General features: G+C 68.5%; 20 protein-coding genes, 1 tRNA gene and 1 pseudogene. 18 read left to right on the top strand and 4 right to left on the bottom strand.

All coding sequences use genetic code 11. The features are described from left to right. Positions 1-7 precede the first annotated feature (7 nt). Entirely contained in the window at positions 8-1180 is a 1173-nt protein-coding gene (locus RIE32_12775; GenBank protein MEQ9097125.1) for a bifunctional methionine sulfoxide reductase B/A protein, read from the bottom strand. 87 nt (positions 1181-1267) lie between these two features. Next, positions 1268-2401: an alkene reductase gene (locus RIE32_12770; protein ID MEQ9097124.1), complete on the bottom strand. Its 1134-nt coding sequence runs from the start codon at positions 2399-2401 to the stop codon at positions 1268-1270. A 368-nt stretch (positions 2402-2769) separates the two neighbouring features. On the opposite strand from RIE32_12770, the gene RIE32_12765 reads away from it, so the two are divergent. The 15 genes from RIE32_12765 to RIE32_12695 all read left to right on the top strand — a co-directional run bounded on the left by RIE32_12765 (position 2770) and on the right by RIE32_12695 (position 19093). Further along, a complete protein-coding gene (locus RIE32_12765) occupies positions 2770-4188 on the top strand; it encodes an anthranilate synthase component I family protein (protein MEQ9097123.1) in 1419 nt (472 codons plus the stop codon). A 1-nt stretch (position 4189) separates the two neighbouring features. Next, entirely contained in the window at positions 4190-4828 is a 639-nt protein-coding gene (locus tag RIE32_12760) for an aminodeoxychorismate/anthranilate synthase component II (GenBank protein ID MEQ9097122.1), read from the top strand. Continuing rightward, a complete protein-coding gene (gene trpD / locus RIE32_12755) occupies positions 4825-5841 on the top strand; it encodes an anthranilate phosphoribosyltransferase (protein ID MEQ9097121.1) in 1017 nt (338 codons plus the stop codon). The genes RIE32_12760 and trpD overlap by 4 nt, the downstream gene beginning before the upstream one ends. A gap of 23 nt (positions 5842-5864) precedes the next feature. After that, positions 5865-6644 (top strand): indole-3-glycerol-phosphate synthase, encoded by a 780-nt coding sequence (locus tag RIE32_12750; protein MEQ9097120.1) that lies wholly within the window; start codon positions 5865-5867, stop codon positions 6642-6644. Continuing rightward, positions 6637-7254 carry a phosphoribosylanthranilate isomerase gene (locus tag RIE32_12745; GenBank protein MEQ9097119.1) on the top strand — a complete coding sequence of 206 codons (618 nt, stop codon included), beginning with the start codon at positions 6637-6639 and terminating at the stop codon, positions 7252-7254. The genes RIE32_12750 and RIE32_12745 overlap by 8 nt, the downstream gene beginning before the upstream one ends. After that, positions 7251-8480, top strand: coding sequence for a tryptophan synthase subunit beta (gene trpB, locus RIE32_12740; protein MEQ9097118.1), 1230 nt, complete (start codon positions 7251-7253; stop codon positions 8478-8480). The genes RIE32_12745 and trpB overlap by 4 nt, the downstream gene beginning before the upstream one ends. Positions 8481-8483: 3 nt before the next feature. Next, positions 8484-9248, top strand: a complete 765-nt coding sequence (trpA, locus tag RIE32_12735; protein MEQ9097117.1) for a tryptophan synthase subunit alpha — start codon at positions 8484-8486, stop codon at positions 9246-9248. A gap of 33 nt (positions 9249-9281) precedes the next feature. Further along, positions 9282-10259, top strand: coding sequence for a hypothetical protein (locus tag RIE32_12730; GenBank protein MEQ9097116.1), 978 nt, complete (start codon positions 9282-9284; stop codon positions 10257-10259). Positions 10260-10268: 9 nt separating this feature from the next. Next, positions 10269-11078, top strand: coding sequence for a hypothetical protein (locus tag RIE32_12725; protein ID MEQ9097115.1), 810 nt, complete (start codon positions 10269-10271; stop codon positions 11076-11078). Between the two features lie 9 nt (positions 11079-11087). Next, complete coding sequence (locus RIE32_12720; GenBank protein MEQ9097114.1) at positions 11088-12059, top strand: hypothetical protein; 972 nt, start codon at positions 11088-11090, stop codon at positions 12057-12059. A gap of 48 nt (positions 12060-12107) precedes the next feature. Then, the gene (locus tag RIE32_12715) at positions 12108-14282 is read left to right on the top strand and encodes a PAS domain-containing protein (GenBank protein MEQ9097113.1); all 2175 of its coding nucleotides are present in this window, start codon (positions 12108-12110) and stop codon (positions 14280-14282) included. 581 nt (positions 14283-14863) lie between these two features. Continuing rightward, entirely contained in the window at positions 14864-15559 is a 696-nt protein-coding gene (locus tag RIE32_12710) for a hypothetical protein (protein ID MEQ9097112.1), read from the top strand. A 144-nt stretch (positions 15560-15703) separates the two neighbouring features. Next, positions 15704-16231 carry a hypothetical protein gene (locus RIE32_12705; GenBank protein MEQ9097111.1) on the top strand — a complete coding sequence of 176 codons (528 nt, stop codon included), beginning with the start codon at positions 15704-15706 and terminating at the stop codon, positions 16229-16231. A 72-nt stretch (positions 16232-16303) separates the two neighbouring features. Beyond that, complete coding sequence (gene serS, locus RIE32_12700; protein MEQ9097110.1) at positions 16304-17728, top strand: serine--tRNA ligase; 1425 nt, start codon at positions 16304-16306, stop codon at positions 17726-17728. Positions 17729-17731: 3 nt separating this feature from the next. After that, positions 17732-19093: an APC family permease gene (locus RIE32_12695; protein ID MEQ9097109.1), complete on the top strand. Its 1362-nt coding sequence runs from the start codon at positions 17732-17734 to the stop codon at positions 19091-19093. On the opposite strand, the gene RIE32_12690 is transcribed toward RIE32_12695, so the two are convergent. Further along, positions 19012-19812, bottom strand: a complete 801-nt coding sequence (locus RIE32_12690) for a hypothetical protein (protein ID MEQ9097108.1) — start codon at positions 19810-19812, stop codon at positions 19012-19014. The two genes, RIE32_12695 and RIE32_12690, sit on opposite strands and share 82 nt — an antisense overlap. A 117-nt stretch (positions 19813-19929) precedes the next feature. Here RIE32_12690 and RIE32_12685 point away from each other — a divergent pair. Further along, a tRNA-Asn gene (locus RIE32_12685) sits at positions 19930-20001 on the top strand. A 235-nt stretch (positions 20002-20236) separates the two neighbouring features. Here RIE32_12685 and RIE32_12680 read toward each other — a convergent pair. Then, the gene (locus RIE32_12680) at positions 20237-20575 is read right to left on the bottom strand and encodes a hypothetical protein (GenBank protein MEQ9097107.1); all 339 of its coding nucleotides are present in this window, start codon (positions 20573-20575) and stop codon (positions 20237-20239) included. 71 nt (positions 20576-20646) lie between these two features. On the opposite strand from RIE32_12680, the pseudogene RIE32_12675 reads away from it, so the two are divergent. Continuing rightward, a pseudogene (locus RIE32_12675) lies at positions 20647-21483 on the top strand (helicase-related protein). Continuing rightward, a complete protein-coding gene (locus RIE32_12670) occupies positions 21483-23696 on the top strand; it encodes a bifunctional DNA primase/polymerase (protein MEQ9097106.1) in 2214 nt (737 codons plus the stop codon). The pseudogene RIE32_12675 and the gene RIE32_12670 overlap by 1 nt, the downstream one beginning before the upstream one ends. Positions 23697-23809: the final 113 nt, after the last annotated feature.

The following is a 23809-nucleotide window of genomic DNA, read 5'->3' as shown; positions in this document are numbered from 1 at the left end:
CCTTCCGCTAGCGGACCTTCTGGGGAAACTTCCTCTTGACCTTCTCGATCTTGGGCAGGGCCACGTTGCAGATATAGGGCTGATCAGGATTCAACTCGGCGTAGTTCTGGTGGTAGTCTTCGGCCACCTGGAATCCGTTCAGAGGCTCGAGCGTGGTGACGATCGGATCCTTGAACTCGCCCTTCTTCCCGAGATTGTCGATGAAGGCCTGCGCGATTTTCTTCTCCTGCTCGTTTGCAAAGAAGATTGCGCTGCGGTAGTGCGTGCCGACGTCGCCCCCCTGGCGGTTGAGGGTGGTCGGGTCGTGTGTGGCGAAGTGGACTTCGAGCAGGGCCTCGTACGAGATGACCTCGGGGTCGTACACGATGCGGACCGACTCGGCATGGCCCGTGGCGCCGGTGGTAACCTGCTTATATGTGACCGGCAGGACCTCGGGGTTCTCATGGCCACCCGTGTATCCGCTGGTTACGTCGTAGACACCCTGAAGCTGCTCGAACACGCCCTCCACGCACCAGAAACATCCGCCGGCGAAGTAGGCAACACCGACTTCCCCAAGACTCTGGAGATCATCGGCTTCGGTAAACTCCAAGCTCTCGCTGTTCACGCAGAACCGCATGCCCGTGGGCGCCGGCCCATCGTTGAACACGTGGCCCAGGTGGCCATCGCAGCGGGCACACAGGATCTCGGTACGAATCATGCCGTGGCTGGTGTCTTCCTTGATGTTGATGTTCTCGGTCGCAACCGGCTTGAAGAAGCTGGGCCATCCCGTGCCGCTGGTGAACTTGGCGTCGCTGGCGAACAGCGGCAGTTGGCAGCCGGCACAGGCATACACGCCATCCTTCTTGTTGTCCAAGAGCGTGCCGCAGAAGGGCGCCTCCGTACCAGCATTGCGGAGGATCTTGAAGGCCTCGGGGCTCAGCCGATCCTTCCATTGCGACTCTGTGAGTTCGACGCGAGGCAACGAAAACGGTCCAACGAGGTTGCCATTCACGTCGAAGACCTTCAGGGGCGTTGTGTTGCTCGTGGTCGACTGCATCGTCGTCATTGCGAAGCCTTCCGTTGAAGCATTGCTGGTGGTACGCGGCATCGGCCGCAGTACGCTGGCGAACGCCACGGTGGCGGCCACCAGCGCGATCGTTGCGATGGAGAGCATCCGGACGGCCATGGATCCTTGCCTCATCATCGTTCCTCCAGAGGATAGTCGCATGTCTGGGTGAAGCCTTACGGACTTAACTGTGGAAAGAGACGCTGTATTCGACGGTACCCGTCAGCTCTCCAGGGCCGGGTAATCCGTGTAGCCTTCCGGGCCTCCCCCATAGAACGTCGACTGGTCCCAGTCATTCAGCGGGGCTTTCCGACGGAATCGTTCGGCGAGATCGGGATTGCTGATGAAGGGCTTGCCGAATGCCACGGCGTCGGCCTTGTCCTGGTCGATACGTCGAGCGGCAGCCTCGGCGGTGTATTCGCCGTTGCCAACGTAGGCCGAGCCGCCAGCATCGCGGAACGCCTGACGGATGGCGGCAAAGACGCGCTCGCTCTTCTCGTCCCGCTCGGATGCGCGGAAGGCCTCGACGACGTGGATGTACGACAAACCCATCCGACCAAGCTCGCCGGCGAGGTAGGCATAGGTGTCCGTCGGCTGGTCCTGAGGATCCTCGTCGCCCTCGGCCATCGGGCTGATCCGATAGCCCACGCGGCCGGTTTCCCAGGACTCCAGCACCGCTCGCGTCACTTCCAGACAGAATCTCGCGCGGTTCTCGAGCGATCCGCCATATGCATCATCGCGATGATTGGTCGATCGGCGGAGAAACTGCTGGAGCAGGTAGCCATTGGCGCCATGAATTTCGACGCCGTCGAAGCCCGCGGCCTTGGCGTTGCGAGCAGCCTGGCGGAACTGATCAACCACGCCGGGGATCTCGTCAGTGTCGAGAGCCCGCGGCTGGCTGGTGGGCACCATGCCACTCTCTTTGCTGGTGTAGGTCTTGCTGTCGGCGCGGATGGCCGAGGGAGCGACTGGCATCTGGCCGTTCGGTTGCAGGTCGACGTGGCTGATGCGCCCGACGTGCCAGAGCTGGGCGAGGATGAGCCCCCCCTTATCGTGCACGGCATCGGTAACGAGCTTCCAACCCTTCACTTGCTCTTCGCTGTAGATGCCCGGCGTGAAGGCGTAGCCCTTGCCCTGCGGGCTGACCTGGGTGGCCTCGGAGATGATGACGGCGGCACCCTTGAGCGGATCGGCCCGCTGCCCGTAGTACTCGGCATTGAGCTCCCATGGAACGTCACCGGGCTGCTTGCTCCGGCTCCGAGTGAGCGGAGCCATCCAGACGCGGGTCCTCGCGTCGATCTGGCCGGCTTGGAGGGGCGAGAGGAGTGTCGCGACGCTGGTATCGAGGGTGGTCATACCCCCAATGATCCCCGTGATCACCGCGATGATTCCCCGCTCTCGACGGAGATAGCGGATCTCCTCATTGGACGGCCGATATCGAGAATCCAAGTGAGGAATGCAGAAATGGCCTTGACCGGGTACGCGAATCTTGGCATAATCGCAGTCATGAGCGGTCCGAACCCCAAATCTGCCTCCAAAGCCATCCGCAGTTGCGGCTGGTGGTGGCGTTGGCACATGGGGCGAGGTCCTGTCGGTCTCCTGCGGGTCATTTAGACCCGCATCTGCCGCCGCCCCCACGCGTTTCTCGCCCGGGGGTGTTTGGCTGAACCCCTTGGACGAGTCGATAAGACATCGACAGCCGCCCCGAGGACACTGGTTCGGCCATGCAAGCTCCCTTCGACATTCCTGCCGACCTCGACACGCCGGTGTCGGTCTATCGCAAGTTGGCCGAGTTCTCGCCCTGCTTCCTGTTGGAATCGGCCGAGAGCGGCACCCGGCTGGCGCGATACTCGTTCATCGGCCTGGATCCGGCGTTTACTGCCCGCCTGCCGAGTGACGGCTCGCCGTTGCAGATCCGCTCTTCTCAAGGCCTCGAAGAAGGCCCGGCACCGACGGATACCGAGGGTTTCCTCCAAATGCTCAGATTGCTGCGGGACCGCGCGCCATCGCTTGCGCCCGTGCCCGCTGGGGTGCCGTTCGCAGGCGGTATCGTGGGTGTAAGCGGATACGACGCCGTGCGGTTCTTCGAGCCCTTGCCCGCACCGGCGGGCCGAGCGGATGTGGCCCCGATCGCATTGTACTGTGCGCCCCGAAGCCTGCTCGTATTTGATCACCTTACACGACGCATGGCCCTGCTTCACGCTGGCGAGGAGTGGGAACGCGCTTCGCTGAAGCGGGAGATGCTGCATGCCATGCGCGGCGCGCACCCGGCCGAGCCAGTACGGAGCGGCCACGCGCCAGCGCAGCACAGCCTGTGCCAGCCCGAGTTCCTCGAACGGGTCGCCTCGGCCAAGCAGGACATCTACAACGGCGAGGTCTTCCAACTCGTGCTCAGCATTCGCAGCTGCGGCGAGGTACACACCGAGCCCTTCCAGGTCTATCGAGCCCTTCGAATGCTCAATCCGTCTGCGTACATGTATTTCCTCGACATCGAGGGGACACGTGTGGTGGGCGCTTCACCCGAGGCCTTGTTCCGATGCCAGGGAGGCCAGGCCATGCTCCGACCAATCGCGGGCACCCGCAAACGAGGCCAGAGCGAGGACGAGGATCGGGCGCTCGAAGCCGAACTCGCCGCCGACCCGAAGGAGGCCGCCGAGCACGTCATGCTTGTCGACCTGGCTCGCAACGACCTCGGTCGGGTGGCTCGGCCTGGCTCGATCCGCGTCGATCCGTTCCGCGTCATCGAGCGATACTCCCACGTCATGCATCTTGTAAGCGGCGTACGTGGCGAACTTGATGCGGGCGTTGACGCCATGGACCTGATGGCCGCCTCATTCCCCGCCGGCACGCTGGTGGGCACGCCGAAGGTTCGGGCCATGCAACTGATCGATGGGTACGAGCCGGTCGGGCGGGGGTTCTATGCCGGGGCGGTGGGCTACTTCGCCAAGCCGGTGGACGACGGGCCGGCCAGCGCCGACAAGGCGATCTGCATCCGCACGCTCGTGTTCCAGGATGGGCAGTATGCATACCAGGCCGGTGCGGGCATCGTGGCCGATTCCTCGCCCGAAGCCGAGTACCAGGAAGTGCGCTCGAAGGTGGCGGTGCTCGAAAAGGCCCTCGAGTTGGCCGAGGGGGGCTGGTGAGATGCCGCGGGTGCTCATGATCGACAACTACGACTCGTTCACGTTTAACCTCGTGCAGTACATGCGCGAACTGGGCGCCGACGTGCTGACGCACCGCAACGACGCCTTGACGGTAGACGAGGCGCGTGCGCTGCAGCCGACGCACCTGATGATCTCCCCCGGTCCTGGGCGGCCCGAAGGCGCAGGCGTCACCATGTCCATGATCGAGGCGTTCGCCGAGACAGTTCCGATCCTTGGCGTGTGCCTGGGCTTCCAGGCCATTGCCGCCGTGTGGGGAGCGCCAATCCGGCATGCCGCGTGCTTGATGCATGGCAAGCCATCGGACATCGAGCACGACGGACACGGCGTGTACGCGGGCGTGCCCCAGGGGACGCCCGTCGGGCGATACCACTCGCTCGGGGTGCATGAGCAGGACCTTCACGCAGACTTGATCCCGACGTCTCGTGATGTCGACGGTGGTGAACTGATGGGCTTGCGGCACCGGTCGCTGCCGATCGAGGCCGTCCAGTTTCATCCCGAGTCGGTGCTCACACCGTGGGGAGGCCGGATGGTGGCGAACTTCCTCGGCGTACATGATCGCGAAGTCCGGCCGCCGTACCCGACGCGGGTCTATGCGCCCACCGCGGAGGTGCGGCCATGACACTCGATGCCTCGCACGCACTCGACTCCCTGTTAGCCGGCACCTCGCTGCAAGAAGACGAGGCGATGCTGCTGGCACACGCCCTGGCCGAAGGTGCTGTCGAGCCCGCCATGGCCGGCGCACTGCTGGCGGCCTTGCGGGCCAAGGGCGAATCGGCCGAGGAAGTCCGCGGCCTGGCTCGAGGTCTGCGCGAGCTCGCCCGGACACCCGAGTTTGAGACGCCCAGCGATGCCTGCGACCTGGTGGGCACCGGGGGCGATGGAAGCAACAGCTACAACATCTCTACCGGCGCGGCACTGCTCGCAACCGCAGCCGGCGCCACGATCATCAAGCACGGCAATCGATCCATCAGTTCACGCTCCGGCGCGGCCGACCTGCTCTCGGCGCTCGGTATTGGCATACCGATGCCCGATGCGAGTAACTGCCTCCGAGAGACTGGCTTCGTCTACCTGCATGCGCCAGCCTATCACCCCGCGATGGCGCAGATCGCGCCCATCCGCAAGGCCATGGGGGTGCGCACGGTATTCAACATTCTGGGGCCCTTAACCAACCCGGGCCGCCCGCCATTCGCGGTCATCGGGGCGTACTCGCCGGCGGCGGCCGAACTCATGTCGAACGCTCTGGCGGGGATGGGAATCGAGCGAGCATTCGTCGTCCACGGCGAACCGGGGTGGGATGAGGCGACGCCGTGCGGACCGTTTCTGTTGTTCGACGTTCGCAGGGATCGGGTCGAGCGCACCGAGCGTGATCCGGCAGAGGTGGGCCTCGAGCGTTGCAACCCCGAGCAACTGAAGGGGGGCACGCCCGGGGAGAACGCCGCTGCACTCGCTCGGGTATTGCATGGCGAGGACACAGGCCCTCACCGAGATGCGTTGGTGCTGACGGCGGGGCTCGCGCTCGAGGTCTCGGGCAAGGCAGCCAGTCTGGCCCAGGGCATCACCATGGCAGCCGCGGCGATCACCGACGGGCGAGCAGGCCGCCTCCTGCACCGTCTCGCAGGCGGGCCATCGTGATGCCGGGTGATTTTCTCCAGCAGATGGCCGACGCATCAGCCCGACGTGCAACCGCGGCAGAAGCGCAGACGCCGCTGGACACGATGCGTGGCATGGCGCTCGACACGCCGCCGCCGGTTGCGCCGACATGGTCCGCCTTCGACCTCATCGCCGAAGTGAAGCGCACAAGCCCGAGCCAGGGTCGATTGGCTGGGGAACAACTCGACGTCGTCGCACAAGCTCGTGCGTACGCCAACGCCGGCGCTGCATTGATCTCGGTGCTGACCGAACCGGACCGATTCGGCGGAAGCAGCGAGGACCTTCGGCAGATTGCAAGCCGCATCGACACGCCAGCGATGCGGAAGGACTTTCTGGTGGAGCCTTACCAGGTGTTCGAGGCGCGGGCATGGGGGGCGTCAGCGGTTCTCCTGATCGCGCGCATTCTGGACGATGATCGGCTTTCGGTGATGCTCGACGCGTGCGAGGCGATGGGGCTCATCGCCCTGCTCGAGGCGTTTGACCGAGCGGATGTCGACCGCTCGGCCCGCGCGATCACCAACCGGACCAACGTGCTCCTTGGGCTGAACTGCCGGAACCTCGCGACGCTGGAGGAAGACGTCTCACGCTTCGAGTCGCTGTCCGCGTGCTTCCCCGCTGGGTCCATCAAGATCGCCGAGTCCGGCATCGCCACGCCGCAGGACGCCGCGGCCGTGGCTCGGCTTGGCTACGACGGTGCGCTCGTCGGCACGGCCCTGATGCGCTCGGACAACCCCGCCGCGCTGGCGGCCGGGATGCTCGAAGCGGGAAGGAAGGCCCGTGCCTGATCGCGTGCGAATTAAGGTCTGCGGGCTGACCACGCCCGACATGGTCTCGACGTGCGTGGATGCGGGCGTCGATGCCGTGGGCGTGGTCTTGAGCCCGTCCAGGCGACGGGTGACGCCCGAGCGGGCTGCGGAACTGATCCGCGAACTTCCCGGCTACGTCACGGGCGTGGCGGTGTACCGGCACCCCGATGCGTCGTTGGTCTCGCGGGCGCTCGAGGCACTGCCCCCATGGATCCTCCACCAGTCCGACGCGAGCGACTTCGACGGCACGCTCGCCGCGGTTGCGCTCGATCGCCGCGTGCCGGTCGTGCGCCTGGGCGCTTCGTTCGAGCGTGACATCGCCCGCCACGAGCGGCGCATGGTGCTGATCGAGGGTCAGGACTCGGGATCGGGCGAGGCAGCACCGTGGCACGAAGCGGGGCCGTGGATCCCCCGCTGCCGCGTCGTGTTGGCCGGCGGGCTGAGCATCGAGAACGTGGGCGAGGTCGTGCGCACGCTCCGGCCGTTCGCGGTGGACGTATCCTCGGGCGTGGAGCGCGAGCCGGGAATCAAGGACGCCGGCATGGTGCGCGAGTTCATCGCGGCGGTGAGAGAAGGGGAGCGGGGATGACCACCGACACCAGCAACCTGCTCCAGCAGCTCATCGACGGCGAACTGCCCGACGAGCGCGGCTTCTTCGGCCCCTTCGGCGGCCGCTTCGTGCCCGAGACGCTGGTGCCCGCGCTCGAGCGCTTCGAGCGCGGCGCCCGCGAGGCGCTCAAGGACGGGGCCTTCAAGACCGAACTGCGCCAGCACCAGGAGACCTGGGTTGGCCGCCCGACGCCGTTGATGTACGCCCCGCGCCTCAGCGAAGCGTGGAAGGCCCAGGTGTGGCTGAAGCGCGAGGACCTGGCCCACACCGGGGCCCACAAGATCAACAACGCGCTCGGCCAGGCGCTGATCGCTAAGAGAATCGGGGCCCAGCGCGTCGTCGCCGAGACGGGCGCGGGCCAGCACGGCGTGGCGACGGCCGCGGCGTGCGCGCGGGTGGGCCTGCCGTGCATTGTCTATATGGGCGCGAAGGACGTCGAACGCCAAGCCCCCAACGTCGTGCGCATGCGGCGCATGGGCGCGGAGGTGCGGCCCGTTTCGACGGGCGACGCGACGCTGCGGGCGGCCGTCGACGAGGCGATCCGTCACTGGGTTGGCGACCCGCAGGGCACGCACTACATCTTGGGCAGCGCCGTGGGGCCCCACCCGTTCCCCTGGATCGTGCGCGAGTTCCAGAAGGTCATCGGCGTGGAATCGCGGAGACAGATGCTCGAGCAGGCATGGAAGCTGCCGGACATCGCCGTCGCGTGCGTGGGCGGGGGCAGCAACGCCATCGGCTTCTATCACGGATTCCTGGGCGACGCCGAAGTCGAGCTGCACGGCGCGGAGGCGGGCGGGATTGGCCCCGCGGTTGGCCAGCACGCGGCGACCATGTCGGGCGGCACGCCGGGTGTATTGCACGGCTCGCGCTCCATGCTGCTGCAAGATGGCGACGGCCAGGTGAGCGACACGCAAAGCGTCTCGGCCGGGCTGGATTACCCCGCCATCGGCCCCGAGCACGCGCTGCTCGCGCACGTCGGGCGTGTTCACTACCACGCCGTCCGGGACCACGACGCCATCGCGGCGCTGGACGAGCTGTGCCGGCTCGAGGGCATATTGCCCGCCGTCGAGCCCGCGCACGCGCTGGCGCTGGCCAGGCGTCTGTGCGAGGGGCGCGATGACCCCACCGTGCTGGTCAACGTCTGCGGGCGCGGGGACAAGGACATGCCGATCCTGACGCGGCTGGCCGAAGAGGGGAACACGTAAGCCATGCGCGCGCACGAGGTCATCTCGCAAGCCATCACCGACGGCCGCGATACGCACGGCATCGCCCTGGTCGCGTACGTCACGGCCGGCTATCCGAGCATGGACGCCTTCCCCGCCATCCTCGCCGATGCGTGCGCGCACGCCGACGTCGTCGAAGTGGGCATCCCCTTCAGCAACCCCATCGCCGATGGTGGCTCACTCCAGGAGACCGCCCGCGCGGCGCTCAAGGCGGGTGCCACCATGAACAAGATCATGCACACGCTGCGCGAGCTCGACGGCACGCTAGCCGCCCCGCTGCTGCTGATGGGCTACCTCAACCCGCTCTTGGCGTACGGGCTCGATCGGCTCGCCGACGATGCCCAGGCCGCCGGCGTGCACGGCGTGATCGTGCCCGACCTGCCCCTCGAAGCGCTCGGCATGGCCGAGCCCCTGACCGACGCCGGCCTGGCAACCATTGGCATGGTCAGCCCGGTGACGAGCGACGCCCGCCTCGCGCGCATCGTCGAGCGCGCGACCGGCTTCGTGTACGCCGTCACGAGCGTGGGCGTCACGGGCCAGCACCGCTCCGATCAATCCAGCATCGTCGAGTATCTTCACAAAGTCACATCCGCCGCGACCATCCCCGTGTGCGCCGGCTTCGGCATCCGCTCGAAGCAGCACGTCGACACCCTGCGGGAATCGTGCGACGGCGTGATCGTGGGCTCGGCGCTGATGGAAGCGGTGGGCGAGGGGCGGGCCATCGGGCCGATCCTCCAGGGCCTTCGCTGAATCCCGTCACCGCCCGCGCGGTACACTCCCGCCATGCGCTCCCGCCGGGCCATCCGCACGCTGCTCGTGTTCCTCCTGCTGGGGGCGGTCGCAACGGTGCTGTCGTCGTGGGCGATCCATGCGGTGCAGTTCCGGCAACTTCGACAGTCGCAGGCTCCTTCGTGGGGATACCTGCCGAGCATCATCTGGCCTCTCGATTTCGCCGTCGCGCGTGAGTTTCATATTGATCCCGACGCACGCTCCGGCGAGATCGCGCTCGACCGCGAGGCAGCGTACTGGCAGCTCCTTCTGGACAACGAGTTCTTCGCGGACGCGTCGCTCCCCGCCGCGTTCGACCTCAACGCCGACGCGGTATGGCGCCGACACCGTTCGGTCGACGACATCTCGCCGCGGACGCCGGATTACCCCTTTCCCTACGCGCTCTTCGAGCATCCTGCTTCTTCTCGGGGCTGGCGCATCCTGATGAGCGAGGCGATGGTCATCGACGGCGCGCTCGACCGGGGTGCAGAGTACACGCGAGAATCGATCCAAGTCGTCCACGCAGGCTGGCCGTATGCATCACTCGAGATCGGTTCCCACCAGGCCGCCCGACATCGGATCCCCGACCGCCTGCTGGAAGGGCGAACAGCTTTCGGTGGGCCAAGAGGCGTAGCGGTGCACAGGCCAACTCCCGCCGTGAGCTTCGCCAGCGGGCTCCGGTTGTGGCAGGTCGTCGCGCCAGCCCCGAAGAAAGGAGTCCACTCCACCAGTGCTCACATCAGCTTCGACCGCTTCGCCCTCCCCCTGCTCCCCCTCTGGCCCGGCTTCGCCATCAACACTGTCTTCTATGCCCTGCTGCTGTTCATCGCGTGGCGATTGCCGGGCGTGCTGCGTCGCGCGGTGCGGCGGCGGCGTGGGCGGTGCGAGCGGTGCGGGTATAGCCGCGATGGGCTCGACCCCGACGCGGCGTGCCCGGAGTGCGGGGCGGGGGTGGGCGCTCGCGCGGCGACCGGGCCCGCCGCCGCGACGTAGGCTCTTGCGATGCGTTGGGGCCGCGCCATCCGCACGCTGCTCGTATTCGTCCTGCTGGGGGCGGTTACGACGGTGCTCTCGTCGTGGGCGATCCACGCGGTGCAGCGCTGGCGCACCAACCAGTCCCAGTCCCACGCGGCCTGGCACATCCCCGCCCATCGTGAGTACCCAAGGGCCGCCGGTCCGCGGGTGGATCTCACCGCCCCGACCTGGGCGGGCCTGCGCCGCACCCCGGACGGCTTCGCGTGGGCCCGCGCCCCGCACGCCCAATTCCAATACCGCTCGGACTGGTCGGCCCCGGGCTGGCGCGCGCACGTCGAGGGTATCACGGTGCCCGGGCCGGGCAATGGCGCTACCGGGCGGAGCCAGGAGCGGATGGCGTGGTTCGAGTCGGGGTGGCCCCGCCTCGCGATGGCGCACGGCTCGTACACCGGCTACTTCTACGACGGCCCCACGAATCGCGTCGAGACGCGCACCGGGCCAGTCTCGCTGCGCGGCGGGCTGCTGGTGATGCCCTGGCGGGCGGGCCCGATCAACCGCCCGTTGCAACTCTACCCCAGGTACGACTGCTTCGAGCGCACCACGCTGGCCGTGTTGCCGATCTGGCCCGGCTTCCTTCTCAACACTCTTCTTTACGCTCTCCTCCTGTTCGTCCCCGCACGCATTCCGCGCGCGGTGCGCCGCGCCTTGCGCCGGCGGCGCGGGCGCTGCATCCGCTGCGGCTACGACCGCAGCGGCCTCGACCCCGACGCGGCGTGCCCCGAGTGCGGAACGCAGGCGAGCGCTCGCATGGCAACCTGGCCCGCCGCCGCGACGTAGGCTCTGGCCATGCGTCGCCGCCGGGCCATCCGCACGCTGCTCGTGTTCCTTCTGCTGGGGGCGGTCGCGACGGTGCTGTCGTCGTGGGCGATCCATGCGGTGCAGTTCCTGCGGTGGCGCGCGAGCGGGATGCTCCCGCACATCACCGCCATCCCGATCTACTGGCCCGTCGACACGGCGATTGCGGAAGGCATGATGATCGACACGACGATCGCGCCCGGCGGCATCGGTATTGACACCTCGCAGGGGTTCTATCAGTTCGCACCGGAGGAAGAGCTCAACAAGAACCACGGCATCGCGACGGCCATGGACGTCAACGCCGATGCCGCCTGGCGCCGCTACCGGAGCGCAGAGCCCCGGCTTGGTCCGTTGCCGGGGTACCCGTTCCCGTATCGGATGTTCGAGCCTTATCCCCGGAAGCTCGGCTGGCGCATCCTGGGGAGCGAGACCTCCCTGCTGAACGAGGTGGTCGAGCCCCCGCGCGGCCTCGTCGACGAGCGGCTCTTCGTCTTGCACGCCGGGTGGCCGCTGCACGCGGTGTCGGCGGGCGCGCACTACGCGCAGGTCATCGAGAACCATCCGCCCACGCCCCCAGGACGTTCGCCGCCGCCGCTGTTTGCGCGGGTGGAGCAACTCGCGGCCCCGCCAGCGGTGTCGCTGCGTGGCGGCATCGAGCTGTGGCACGAGCCGTACCCGCGGATTGCCACGGGGACCGCCCGGCCCATCCCCTACCGCCCCCTCCACCGCTTCGCCCTCCCCCTGCTCCCCCTCTGGCCCGGCTTTCTTATAAACACGCTGTTCTACGCCCTGCTGCTGTTCGGCGCGTGGCGGTTGCCGGGCGTGCTGCGCCGCGCGCTGCGTCGGCGGCGTGGGCGGTGTGTTCGGTGCGGCTATGAGCGGGAGGGTCTTGATCCCCACGCGGCGTGCCCAGAGTGCGGAGCGCATGCAATTGCGGGTCGGTCACGCCACCGGGTACAATAACGGGGGGCTCGCCGGACTTTTTGGCGGGAAGCGAGGGGGGAAGATTCGATGCCGGATGAGGCACGTGACGAGCACCGCCCGGGCTCGGGCGAGCCGTCCACGACTAGCCAATGGCGAGAGCTCTTCGACCGCCTGCCCCAGTGCGTGGGCCTCTATGCCGCCCTGCGCGATGATCGCGGCCGCATCATCGACTTCGAGGTCCTCTACGTCAACCACGCGGCCTGCGTGAACAACAAGCTCACGAGCGAGCAGCAGGTCGGCAAGCGCCTCAATGACCTCCTGCCCGGCCACCGCGAGAGCGGCCTGTTCGCCGCCTACTGCAAGGTCGTCGACACCGGCCAGCCGCTGCAACGCCGCTCGTTCGAGTACACCGACGTCTATGGCGACCGGCTCGCCACGCACGCCTTCGACATCGACGTGCAAAAGCACGGCGACGGGTTCCTTGCCGTGTGGCGCAAGATCGAACTCGACACCCCACGGGAGGACATCGAGCGGGCCCTGCGCGAGAGCGAGCGGCGCTTCCACGCCCTGGCCGACGCCGTGCCCCAGCTCGTCTGGGTGGCCAGCGGCGAGGCCTCGGTGGAGTACTACAACGCCCAGGCCAGCCGCTACGACGGCATCCGCCGCAAGCCCGACGGCTCGTGGGACTGGCAGCCGGTGGTCCACCCCGACGAGCTGGACGAGACCGTGCGCCGATGGAATGCGGCCATCGGATCGGGCCAGACCTACGAGTGCCAGCACCGCGTGCGCATGGCCGACGGCCAGTGGCGCTGGCACCTCAGCCGGGCCTACCGCGTCGAGGAGGATGACGGACGCGCCCGCTGGTTCGGCACCGCCACTGATATCCACGACGGCGTGCAGGCGCAGGCGGCCGCGCGCGAGATGGCCGAGCGGCTCCGTCTGGCGGTCGAGAACTCGCCCATCTCGCTCTACGAGTGCGACCGAGAGCTTCGCTACACCTGGATCGTGAACCCCATGGAGGGCTTCGATTCGGCCGACATCATCGGCCAGCGCGACGAGGACCTGCTGCCCGCCGGGCAGGCCCAGGAGCTTGCCGGCTTCAAACGACTGGTACTGGACGACGGCCAGCCCGCGTACCGGCAATTCGAGCCCGTGATCGACGGTACGCCCCGCCGCTTCGACCTCTACGCCGAGCCGGTGCACGACCCCGCGGGCGCCGTCACCGGCGTCCGCGTGGCCGCGGTGGACACCACCGAGCTGTTCGAGGCCGAGCGGGCCGTGCGCGACGCCGAGCGGCGTTCCAGCCTGGCCCAGCACATCGGCGGCGTGGGCACCTTCGAGTTCGACATCGCCACGGGCGTCAACCACTGGTCGCCCGAGCTGGAGGCCCTCTACGGCCTGTCGCCGGGCGCCTTCGCGGGCACCTACGACGCCTGGCTCGAGCTGGTGCACCCCGACGACCGCGAGCGGGCGGCGGCCGGCGCCCAGCGAGCCTTCGAGGACGGGGCCGACGGCGACTTCGAGGGCGAGTGGCGCATCGTGCTGCCCGGCGGCGAGGTGCGCTGGCTGGAGGCCCGCGCGTGGATCGAGCGCGACGGGCACGACCGTCCCGTGCGGATGATCGGCGTCAACCTGGACATCACCGAGCGCAAGGCCCAGGAGCGCTACGTCCAGACCATCCTCGACGAGCTCAACCACCGCGTCAAGAACACCCTGGCCGTCGTTGGCTCCATCGCCACGCAGACCCAGCGGCGCTCGCCCGACCCCCGGGCCTTCGCCAAGGACTTCAACGCGCGCCTGAGCGCCATCGCCAAGGCCCACGACCTGCTCGCCAAGCGCCAGATGGAGGGCTGCCCGCTCGAGGAGATCATCCGCACCGAGCTCGCCCCGCGCCTGGGCGCCCCCGGGCAGCTCTCGCTGGAAGGCCCCCAAGTCGTGCTCGAGCCCAGGCGCTGCCTGTCGCTGCACATGGTGGTCCACGAGATGTCCACCAACGCCGCCAAGTACGGCGCGCTGCGCACGGCCGAGGGCCGCATCGACGTGCGCTGGTCGCTGGCCGAGCGCGACGGCCGCGAGCGCGTGCGCCTGCGCTGGCAGGAGCGCTGCCCCAGCCCGGTCGGGCCCGACGGCCAGCCGGGCTACGGCAGCACGCTCATCGCCCAGATCGTCGAGCACGAGCTGGGCGGCAGCCTCGAGCGCACGCTCGAGGCCAGCGGCATGCGCTACGACATCGAGCTGCCTTTGGGGATCGGGGCGTCCTGAGCGCGGACCGGCCCGGGAAGCCGGGCGAGGGCCAGGGGGCCGGCGCGGGGGCGGCCGTGGCGGGCCGAGGGTGGGCCGTGCCGCCGCGGCGCGTCGCCGTACCGCTTCGGGGCGTCGCCATCCCTGTTGTGTACGCCGACGTATCTTTTTGGTACGACGTCGTACCTCTTCTATACGTCGTCGTATCCTTTTGGTGCGTCGTCGTACCTTTTCTGTACGTCGTCATACCCTTTCTGTACGACGACGAATCTTTTCGGTACGACGACGTACATTTTCGTGACGAAGTTACACGCCCCGCCATCGCCGCCCTCGCGGCCCGAAAAACGCCCATTGCTCGCCGGTTTTTCGCCGTTTCGTCCGAGAAACGCCAAGGTCCGCCCGTGTCCGCGGGGAAGCCGGTCCGTCCCGGCGATGCGGCTCGTGACGATTTTGTCGATTTTTCGGTTTTCGAGTGAAGCCGCCTCCCGGCCCCGTCGATGCAAGGTTCGCGGCGGCCGCTCGTGTGGGGCGGGGCCGCACGAACCCGGCCGGTGGGCCATGAACGGAAGAAGGCCCCGCCGGCCACAGACCTGGAGACGCCAATGCGTTTGCCTCAACGAAAGATTCAGCAGCTCGAGTACTTGGAGACCCGCGTGGAGGGGTGGGAGGAGAACCAGGCCGCCATCGGCGTGGCCCTCGAACTCGCCACGTCGACCAAGACCAAGACCCAGGCCGCCCGCGACGCCTACGACGACTATCTGCAGAAGCGTCAGGATGCGCGGGACGCCCGGGTGGATTGGCTCAACGCCATCCAGGCGGCCGTGGGCGATGGACGCGGGTGCATCCGCTCGATCGACGCCTTCGCCAAGAACAGCGCCAACCCCGACGCGGTCTATGCGCTCGCATCGATCGCCCCGCCCAAGGACCGCGAGCCCCTGGGCAAGCCCGACACGCCCACCGGCCTGAGCGTGGAGCTGAGCACCGACGGCCAGGCCATCGTGCGCTGGGGCGGCAGCCGCCAGGGCGGAACGGTGTTCACCGTGCAGCGGCGCACGACCGCCGTGGGCGGGCAGACCAGCCCGTGGACCACGCTGGTGACCGTGCCGGAGCGCACGTTCGTCGACCAGGCCACGCCAAGCGGCGTGCTGAGCGTTGGCTACCGCGTGCGCGCCGAGCGGGTTGGCGGGCAGAGCTTCTTCTCCACCCCCGCCAGCCTGCCGCTGGGCGCCTCGGGCAACCAGCAGCAGGTCGCCGGCGCGATTGCGCCCGTGGAGGCTTCGGGCAAGGACGCGGGGTAACCCGCTCCGCGGGGGGGTGAAGCCACTCCGTGGCGGGGTGGAGGCGCTCCAAATCAAACCCCCACGAGACGCGACGCCGCGGCGCCCGTTCGGGCCGCGGCGTTCGCGTGCGCGGAACCCTTGGCATACGCGTAAAGTGGCGTCATGGCCGACCCGAGCACACCAGCGCCATCCGCCCCGCCCGTGACGCCCGGCCCGATCGGCGCACGCGGCCGCCGGCATGTATGGATCGCGCTGGCGGTCATTGCGGTTGTGATCATGGCCGCCGTGGCGTGGATGCTGCTCAGCGTCCGCGCTCGAGATCGTCAGATGATGATGCCCGGCGACACGTCGATGCACTTGAACAACATGGGCGCGACGATCCGGGCCGCGATGCTCGATGGAGCCAGCTTCGAAGACGCCCTGGCGGTCGCTCGGGCGGAGGGATGGGACGTCGAACGCACGAAGTGGGGCTCGAAGATCCTGTACAATCCCAATTCCGAGGCGTGGACACGAGACCCGACGATCCTGGAGCCGAGAGTGATATTGCTCATGACCCACGACGTCTTCAACGAGGTGCCCTTTTCGTCGAACGACCGGCAGCCGGGGGAACGCGGGCGATACGGATGGACCAACGGCTATCAGATGGAGTTCATCACGGACGATGAGCTGCCCGACTGGGCCCGCCCGTAGCGCTGGTCGAGGCCCCACATCCGGCCCGCGCAGCGGATGCACCCCCCCGCGGAGCGGGTACCATCCCGGCCCATGATCGACCTCAAGCACCTGCGCGAAGACCCCGAGCACTACAAGCAAGGCGCCGCCCGCAAGCACGCGGCGGTGGACATCGACCGCGTCGTGGCCTTGGACGCCCGCAAGCGGGAGCTGATGACCAGGCGCGAGTCTCTCAAGGCCGAGCAGAACGCCCTGGGCAAGAAGATGGGGCCGCAGATGGGCCAGCTCGCCGGCCGGCTGAAGAAGGCCGTGGGCGCCGAGAAGGCCCGGCTGCAGGGCGAGCTGGACGAGCTGAAGGCCGGGCCTGCCAGGCTGAAATCCGAGATCGAGGGGCTGGAGACCGAGCTGGAGGGCATCGAGCCGGAGCTGGAAAAGCTGCTCCTGATGATCCCCCAGCCGCCCGACCCCGACGTGCCCGATGGCCCGGGGAGCGAGGGCAACGTCGAGATCCGGCGCTGGTCGCCGAGCGGGTTCGACCCCGCCAGGCCCTTCGCCGAGCAGAAGGGATACGCGGCGAAGAGCCACACCGAGCTGGCGGAGGTGCACGGGCTGATCGACTTCGAGCGGGGCGTGAAGCTGAGCGGCTCGCGCAGCTACGTGCTCACGGGCGATGGCTTCCGGTTGCACCAGGCGGTTCTGCGGTACGCCTTCGACCAGATCGTCGCCCAGGGCTTCACGCCCGTGAGCGCCCCCAGTATTGTGCGCGAGAAGGCGATGGTGGGCACGGGCTTCTTCCCCGCAGGGCGGGAGCAGACGTACGAGGTGGGGATCCACGAGAAGACCGACGCGGGCGGGACGGAATGGGAAGCGGACGGCTACCTCACGGGAACTGGTGAAGTAGGCCTGATGGGCTTCCACATGGACGAGATCGTCGACGAAGCCGACCTGCCCATCAAGCTGTGCACGCTCTCGCCCTGCTACCGCCGCGAGGCCGGGGCCGCGGGCAAGGACACGGCGGGCCTGTACCGCGTGCACTACTTCGAGAAGGTCGAGCAGGTGGTCATCTGCAGGGCCGACGAGGGCGAGAGCCGCCAGTGGCACCGCAAGATGATCACCTACGTGGAGAGCCTGCTGCAGAGCCTGAACCTGCCATATCGGCTCTTGCAATGCTGCGCGGGCGACCTGGGGCAGAAGAACGCCGACATGATCGACGTGGAGTGCTGGATGCCCAGCCGCGGCGAGGTGGATAGCGACGGCGTGCCCAGCGGCGACTGGGGCGAGACCCACAGCGCCAGCCGGCTCTACGACTTCCAGTGCCGCCGCCTGAATCTCAGGTATCGTGCCGGCGGCGCGAACGGCAAGGGCGCCACGACCTTCTGCCACTCGCTGAACAACACCGTCTTGGCGAGCCCCAGGTTCCTGATCCCCCTGATCGAGATGCACCAGAACGCCGACCGGAGCATCACGATTCCCGAGGTGCTCCGGCCGTACATGAACGGACAAGAAAGAATCGGATAGGCGATGGCCCCGCCCACGAACGAGCTCCGCCGCGTCATCACCCTGCCCGGGGCTGTTGGCGTGGGGCTCGGCTCGATCATCGGCACCGGCGCGTTCGTCACGCTGGGGCTCGGGGCGGGGCTGGCCGGACCCTGGCTGCTCGTCGCGATCGTGATCGCCGGCGGGCTGGCGATGTGCAACGGCCTGAGTAGTGCGCAGCTCGCCGCGGTCCACCCCGTCAGCGGCGGGACGTACGCCTACGGGTACCGGTTCATCCATCCGCTGGCGGGCTTTACCGCCGGCTGGGTGTTCCTGATCGCCAAGACCGCCTCGTGCGCCACGGCCGCGCTCGGGTTCGGCGGCCTGGTCGCGTGGGTCATGGGCAAGCCGGGCGACGGGGCGACCTTGACGCTGGCGGCCCTGGGCTCGCTGCTGGTGGTGGCGGCCATGGCGCTGGCGGGCGTGAGCCGGTCGGTGCGGTTCAACTACGGGCTTGTGTTCGTGACCGTCGCCGCCCTGCTGACCATGGTCATCGCCGCCGGGCCCCAGGCGGTGCGAGGCTGGCAGGGCCTCTCGTGGGCGGCCATCGCCGATCGCCCCATCTCGGCCCCCGGCGTGCTGCAAGCGGCGGCGCTGGCGTTCGTTGCGTTCGCCGGCTACGCGCGCATCGCCACGATGGGCGAGGAAGTGCGCGATCCCCCGCGGACCATCCCGCGTGCGGTCGTCATCACGCTTGGCGTCGCCGTGGTGCTGTATGCGCTCGTCGCGTTCACGGGGCTGGGCGTGCTGGGGCCCGCCGATTTCGGCGAACGCGCCGCGCGGGACGCCGCCCCACTGCTGGCCGTCGCCCGGGCCGTTGAGGCGCCCACGCTTGCGTTCATGCTGGGCGTGGGCGCCGCCGCGGCGCTGCTGGCGGTGCAGTTGAACCTGATCATGGGCCTGGCGCGCGTCGCCCTGGCCGCCGGTCGCGAGCGCGACCTGCCCACGCCGCTCGCGCGGATCGATCGCCAAGGCGTCCCGGCCGTGGCGACGGTCGCGGTGCTCGCGGGCATTGCGCTGGTGATCGTCATTGGCAGCGTACCGGCGGCGTGGTCCCTCGCGGCGGGGGCGGTGCTGGTGTACTACGCCATCACCAACATCGCCGCGATGCGCGTCGCGGAGGGCCGGTTCATTGCCCGGTGGGTGCACACGCTGGGTCTGGCCGGCTGCGTGTCGCTGGCGATCTTCATCGACCCCGTGGTGCTGGCGATTACCGCCCTTCTGGTCGCAGTTGGCCTGGGCCTGCGTTGGGTCTCGCGCCGGGTTCAGCCGCCGCCAGTCGGCTCGCCGGGCTCTTCGGCTGCCTCAGGCTCCTCGACCGGTTCGCTCGCGGGCTCGTCGACCTGATCGGCAGCAGGGCCTGATGCCTCGGCGGCGGGTGCCGGAGCGCTGACGACCTCACGGCCGAGCGTGTCGTTGATCAAACGCTCGATCTGCTCGGCGACGTCCACGTCGTAGGGTTCATCGGGAATGCCGAGTTCGTCGGCCTTGCTCCGAGCCGCATCAATGTACAGCCGCACCTGGGGCGCCGTCGGATTCTGCAGGGGTTGCAGGTCGCCGTTGCCATCGCGCTGCGAGATGGGCTCGAGCACCGGATCGAGATCGGCCATGACCAGGACGCCTTCGGCCAGGCCACGCTGGAGGCGCTGCGTGGCAAGTTCCCCGGCCGCTCGCTCTTCATCAGTCAAACCTTCGACCTTCAGGCTGTTGACCTCGATGAATTCGAGCAGGCCGATGGGCAGGATCGGGTGATCCTCGAGCGCCTCAATGACCAGGGCAAGATCCTCGAAGGTGACGTCGCCAGCCTCGAAGGCGGCGGTCAATTGGTCGATCTGCGTGTTGATGCGGCTCTGCTGGCCCGCAGGGAGCTTCGACTCCTGCACCGCGGCCTTCATGCCCGCGTTCATGGCGCCGGCAGTCCAACTCTTCCAGTTCATCCAGAGGATGACTCCGCCGATGACGATGAGGGCCGCGATGACTCCGATGACGGCCAGGCACCCCACGAGCAGATTGCCCCGCCGGGCGGCAAGCGGACGTCGACGATAGGTACGGACAATATTCGGCACTGGGAGCCCCCCATACTGGCTGACGCTTGAAACCGGCCAATCTTTGGCCCACACGGGCCCACCGTCTCTTGACGCTGGGAAAACGACGGTTACGCTTTCGGCTCGACATCTCGCCGATCCCCGATAGCTCAATGGTAGAGCGAGCGGCTGTTAACCGCTAGGTTGCAGGTTCGAGTCCTGCTCGGGGAGCTTCCCAGGCCCGCGTCCGTTGGATGCGGGCCTGTTTGCTTACTGGTTGGGTGCCCGAGCGGGCCCCGTGAGGCGCCAGGGGCGGGGGTCGGGCTCTCTCGGCTTTGAGGGAGAGTTGTGGGTGGCGGGCGGAACCCGGGGCTGGGAGGGCCGGCGGGGGCGAGACTCTCGCGCTCTCTGGGTGCCGGTTAACGGAGGGGAGAGGAATGGGTGCTTGAGGCTGCAGTCTCGAGAGTTAGTAATACTCGCGTATGTACCCGTACGCCCGCTCGAACAGTTCGTTGTCCTGGTGCAGCTTGTACTTGAGCAGCGTCTTGCGGAGCGCGATCTTGACCTCGCGTTCGCCGGCGTGCGTGTCCTGCCAGCCGTCGAATCGAATGGCCCGCACGATCTCGTCGATGTCGTCGACCACGCGTTTGACCATGATGGGCGTCTCGCCGTTGCGGGCCTCTTCGAACAGTTCGGTGAGCGCCGTGCGGCCTTGATCGATCTCCTCTTCCTCGGGCGTCTCGCGCTCCATGCGGACGACGTCCTTGGCCAGGTCGAGCAGGGCCTTGAGGAAGTCGATGCTCACGAGCAGTCCCTGCTCATGGCGCTCCTTGAGCGCTTCGAGCCGCTCGGCGAGTTCCTTGCTCGAAGACGCCGCCGGCCGAGCGCGACGAGCTAATCGGGCGGTTCCGCGCCGGCGACCTCAAGTACCTCGCAAACGTGAACATGCTGACCACCGGCTTCGACTCCCCGCACGTCGATTGCGTGGCGCTGCTGCGGCCGACGATGAGCTGCGGGCTGTACTACCAGATGGTCGGGCGTGGCTTCCGGCTCTCGCCGGGCAAGGCCGACTGCCTGGTGCTCGACTTTGCGGGCAATGTGCTGCGGCACGGGCCGGTCGACGCGCTGTCGGCCAAGCGTCCGAGCGCCAGCGGCGGCCCGCCTCCGGCGAAGGAGTGCCCCGACTGCAACGAGCTGGTCGCCGCCGGCTGCCGCGCGTGCCCCGAGTGCGGCCACGCGTTTCCCGAGACCGAGCGCACGCAGCACGGCGTGGTGGCCAGCGACGCGGGCATCCTCACGGGGCAGGTCAGCGAGGCCGAGCACGAGGTTCAGGCGGTGAGCTACCGCGTGCACCACAGCCGACGAAAGCCCGAGGCCCCGCCGACGATGCGTGTCGACTATCAGGTCTCGCTCGCCGAGACGGTGAGCGAGTGGGTGGCCATCGGCCACGATGGGTACGCGCGGTCGAAGGCGGTCGACTGGTGGCGAGCGCGATCGCGCGAGCCCGCGCCGGGCGACGCCGAGGAGGCGGTCGAGCTGGCGCAGGCCGGCGCGCTCGCCGAGCCGAGCCGCATCACCGTGCGCCGCGTGGCCGGCGAGAAGTTCGACCGCATCACCGCGTGCGAGCTCGGCCCCAGGCCAGCCCGGTTGGACGACCCGGATGCTGTCCGCGAGCTGGCGCTTGCGATCCCAGACGACGAGATCCCCTTCTAATGGCCGCCGTACTCCCCAGCTCGCTCGACACCGCCATCGCGTACACGCGTCGCGGCTGGCGCGTGGTGCCGATCGCCACGGGCGCCAAGGCCCCGACGCTCAAGGGCTGGCCCGTGCTGCGACTCGAAGAGCCCGAGCTCGCGTCGCACTTCCACGGCGAGACCAACCTCGGCCTGATCCTCGGCGAGCCCAGCGGTTGGCTGGTGGACGTCGACCTGGACTGCGACGAGGCCATCGAGTTGGCGGACCAGTACCTGCCAGCGACGGGCGCGGTAACGGGTCGCGAGGGCCGGCCGGGCTCGCACCGGTGGTACATCGCCGAGGGCGCGGCGACCGCGAAGCACCAGGACGCCGATGGCGCGATGATCGTCGAGCTGCGGTCGACCGGCTGCCAGACGGTGGTCGGCCCGAGTGTGCATCCCAGCGGCGAGCGATACGACGTGCTCGAGGGCGAGCCGGCGCGGGTGCCGGCGGCGATGCTGGCCGCGTGCGTGCAGGCGCTCGCCGACGCGGTGCGTGCGCAGCGCCACACCGTCGAGCCGGCGCGCAGCGCGCCCGCCATCAGCACGCCCCACGACGACGCCGAGCGTCGCGCGGCCGCGTACCTCGACGCCATGCCGCCCGCCATCGCCGGAAGCGGTGGGCATAACCAGACCTACGCCGCCGCCACCGCCCTCGTCCACGGCTTCGCGCTGGTGCCCGAGGTCGCGATGGACCTGTTGGCCACCCGCTACAACCCGCGGTGCGAGCCGCCGTGGAGCGAGCGCGAGCTGAAGCACAAGGTCGACGACGCGGCGAGCAAGGCGCACGAGAGGCCGAGGGGGTGGCTGCTCGAATCGAAGCGCGAGCATGAGCACGCGGGTGTCGATTTGTCGGGGCTGACAACCCCGCGCGATGTCGTGCCCGACCCGGCACCCACCGACCCAGGAATACTGCCGCCCGAAGCGCTGCGCGTGCCCGGCTTCGTCGGCGAGGTGATGGACCACTGCCTCGCGACCGCGCCGTACCCCAACCCGACGCTGGCCTTCTGCGGGGCGCTCGCGCTGCTGGCATTTCTGGCTGGCCGCAAGGTCCGCGACCCCGCCGACAACCGGACCAACATTTACCTGCTCGGGCTGGCGCACTCCTCGGCGGGCAAGGACTGGCCGCGCAAGATCAACGCCAAGACGCTCCAGGCGGTCGGGCTGGCGAACCGCCTGGGCGAGCAATTGGCCTCGGGCGAAGGCATCCAGGATGCACTGCACGCGGCGCCGGCCATGCTCTTCCAGACCGACGAGATCGATGCGCTGCTGCAGTCGATGAAGCGGGCCCGCGATGCGCGGTATGAGTCGATCATGGCCACGCTGCTGACGATGTACTCGGCGTCCAACTCGGTGTACCCGATGCGGCGCCGGGCCGGGCAGCCCGACCCCGGCGTGATCGACCAGCCGTGCCTGGTGCTCTTCGGCACCGCCATCCCGAACCACTACTACAGCGCCCTATCCGAGCGGATGCTCACCAATGGGCTGTTTGCGCGCACGCTCGTGCTCGAGAGCGGCCCCAGGCAGGCGGGACAGGAGCCGGGCATCGCCGATCCGCCGCAGCGGGTGATCGAGACGGCAGCCTGGTGGGCGAGCTTCCGGCCCGCGCCGGGGAACCTGACCGACTCGCATCCCCAGCCGAGGACGGTGCCGCAGACGGATGGTGCTCGGGCGCTGCTGGTGCATCTTCGATGCGAGGCGGAGGACGCGTACGCGAAGGCGGAGAGCGCCTCGGACGCGGTGGCGACGACGGTGTGGGGCCGCGTGAGCGAGAACGCCCGCAAGCTGGCGCTGCTGTACGCCATCAGCGAGGACCACCTCGAGGCCGAGATCGGCGAGGACGCGGTGCGGTGGGCGTCGGCCCTCGTGCTGCACCAGTCTCGCCGCATGCTGCACATGGCGGCGGGCTACGCGGCCGAGGGTGAGTTCGACGAGCTGGCGCTGCGGCTGATGCGCAGGCTGCGCGAGGCTCCGGCACGGTCAGTCCCCCACAGCGTGCTGCTCAAGCGGATGAAGGTGGACACCAAGACCTTCCGTCAGGTCATCGAGACGCTCATCGAGCGGGGCGATCTGGCGGTCGAGAGCTGCAAGACGGCGGGCCGCGACGCGATCAGTTACCGGCTGCCGGTTGGGATCGACGGGAAAGAAGGTGAAGGAAGGGTGAAAGAAGGGGGGTCAAAATGCGGGCTCTAGACACACAGAACTACTTCTTTCTCTCTTTCACCCCCCATTCCCCCTCCCCCGCGTGCGTGCGCGAGACCCCGGGTGAAAGAGGGGAAAGAAGGGAAAGAAGTCCCGCTCCCGCC

It is taken from the genome of Phycisphaerales bacterium (assembly GCA_040221175.1).
GTDB lineage: Bacteria > Planctomycetota > Phycisphaerae > Phycisphaerales > UBA1924 > JAHCJI01.
The sequence above is the reverse complement of the archived record's forward strand: the minus strand, read 5'-3'. Positions and strand labels throughout refer to the sequence as shown.

Excerpts from the sequence above, each read along its gene's own strand:
- RIE32_12765 (MEQ9097123.1), top strand. The coding sequence starts at position 2,770 with ATGCAAGCTCCCTTCGACATTCCTGCCGACCTCGACACGCCGGTGTCG.
- RIE32_12695 (MEQ9097109.1), top strand. The coding sequence starts at position 17,732 with ATGGCCCCGCCCACGAACGAGCTCCGCCGCGTCATCACCCTGCCCGGG.
- RIE32_12715 (MEQ9097113.1), top strand. The coding sequence starts at position 12,108 with ATGCCGGATGAGGCACGTGACGAGCACCGCCCGGGCTCGGGCGAGCCG.
- serS (MEQ9097110.1), top strand. The coding sequence starts at position 16,304 with ATGATCGACCTCAAGCACCTGCGCGAAGACCCCGAGCACTACAAGCAA.
- RIE32_12770 (MEQ9097124.1), bottom strand. The coding sequence starts at position 2,401 with ATGACCACCCTCGATACCAGCGTCGCGACACTCCTCTCGCCCCTCCAA.
- RIE32_12705 (MEQ9097111.1), top strand. The coding sequence starts at position 15,704 with ATGGCCGACCCGAGCACACCAGCGCCATCCGCCCCGCCCGTGACGCCC.
- RIE32_12720 (MEQ9097114.1), top strand. The coding sequence starts at position 11,088 with ATGCGTCGCCGCCGGGCCATCCGCACGCTGCTCGTGTTCCTTCTGCTG.
- RIE32_12750 (MEQ9097120.1), top strand. The coding sequence starts at position 5,865 with ATGGCCGACGCATCAGCCCGACGTGCAACCGCGGCAGAAGCGCAGACG.
- RIE32_12730 (MEQ9097116.1), top strand. The coding sequence starts at position 9,282 with ATGCGCTCCCGCCGGGCCATCCGCACGCTGCTCGTGTTCCTCCTGCTG.
- RIE32_12760 (MEQ9097122.1), top strand. The coding sequence starts at position 4,190 with ATGCCGCGGGTGCTCATGATCGACAACTACGACTCGTTCACGTTTAAC.
- RIE32_12725 (MEQ9097115.1), top strand. The coding sequence starts at position 10,269 with ATGCGTTGGGGCCGCGCCATCCGCACGCTGCTCGTATTCGTCCTGCTG.
- trpD (MEQ9097121.1), top strand. The coding sequence starts at position 4,825 with ATGACACTCGATGCCTCGCACGCACTCGACTCCCTGTTAGCCGGCACC.
- RIE32_12710 (MEQ9097112.1), top strand. The coding sequence starts at position 14,864 with ATGCGTTTGCCTCAACGAAAGATTCAGCAGCTCGAGTACTTGGAGACC.
- trpA (MEQ9097117.1), top strand. The coding sequence starts at position 8,484 with ATGCGCGCGCACGAGGTCATCTCGCAAGCCATCACCGACGGCCGCGAT.
- RIE32_12670 (MEQ9097106.1), top strand. The coding sequence starts at position 21,483 with ATGGCCGCCGTACTCCCCAGCTCGCTCGACACCGCCATCGCGTACACG.
- trpB (MEQ9097118.1), top strand. The coding sequence starts at position 7,251 with ATGACCACCGACACCAGCAACCTGCTCCAGCAGCTCATCGACGGCGAA.
- RIE32_12775 (MEQ9097125.1), bottom strand. The coding sequence starts at position 1,180 with ATGAGGCAAGGATCCATGGCCGTCCGGATGCTCTCCATCGCAACGATC.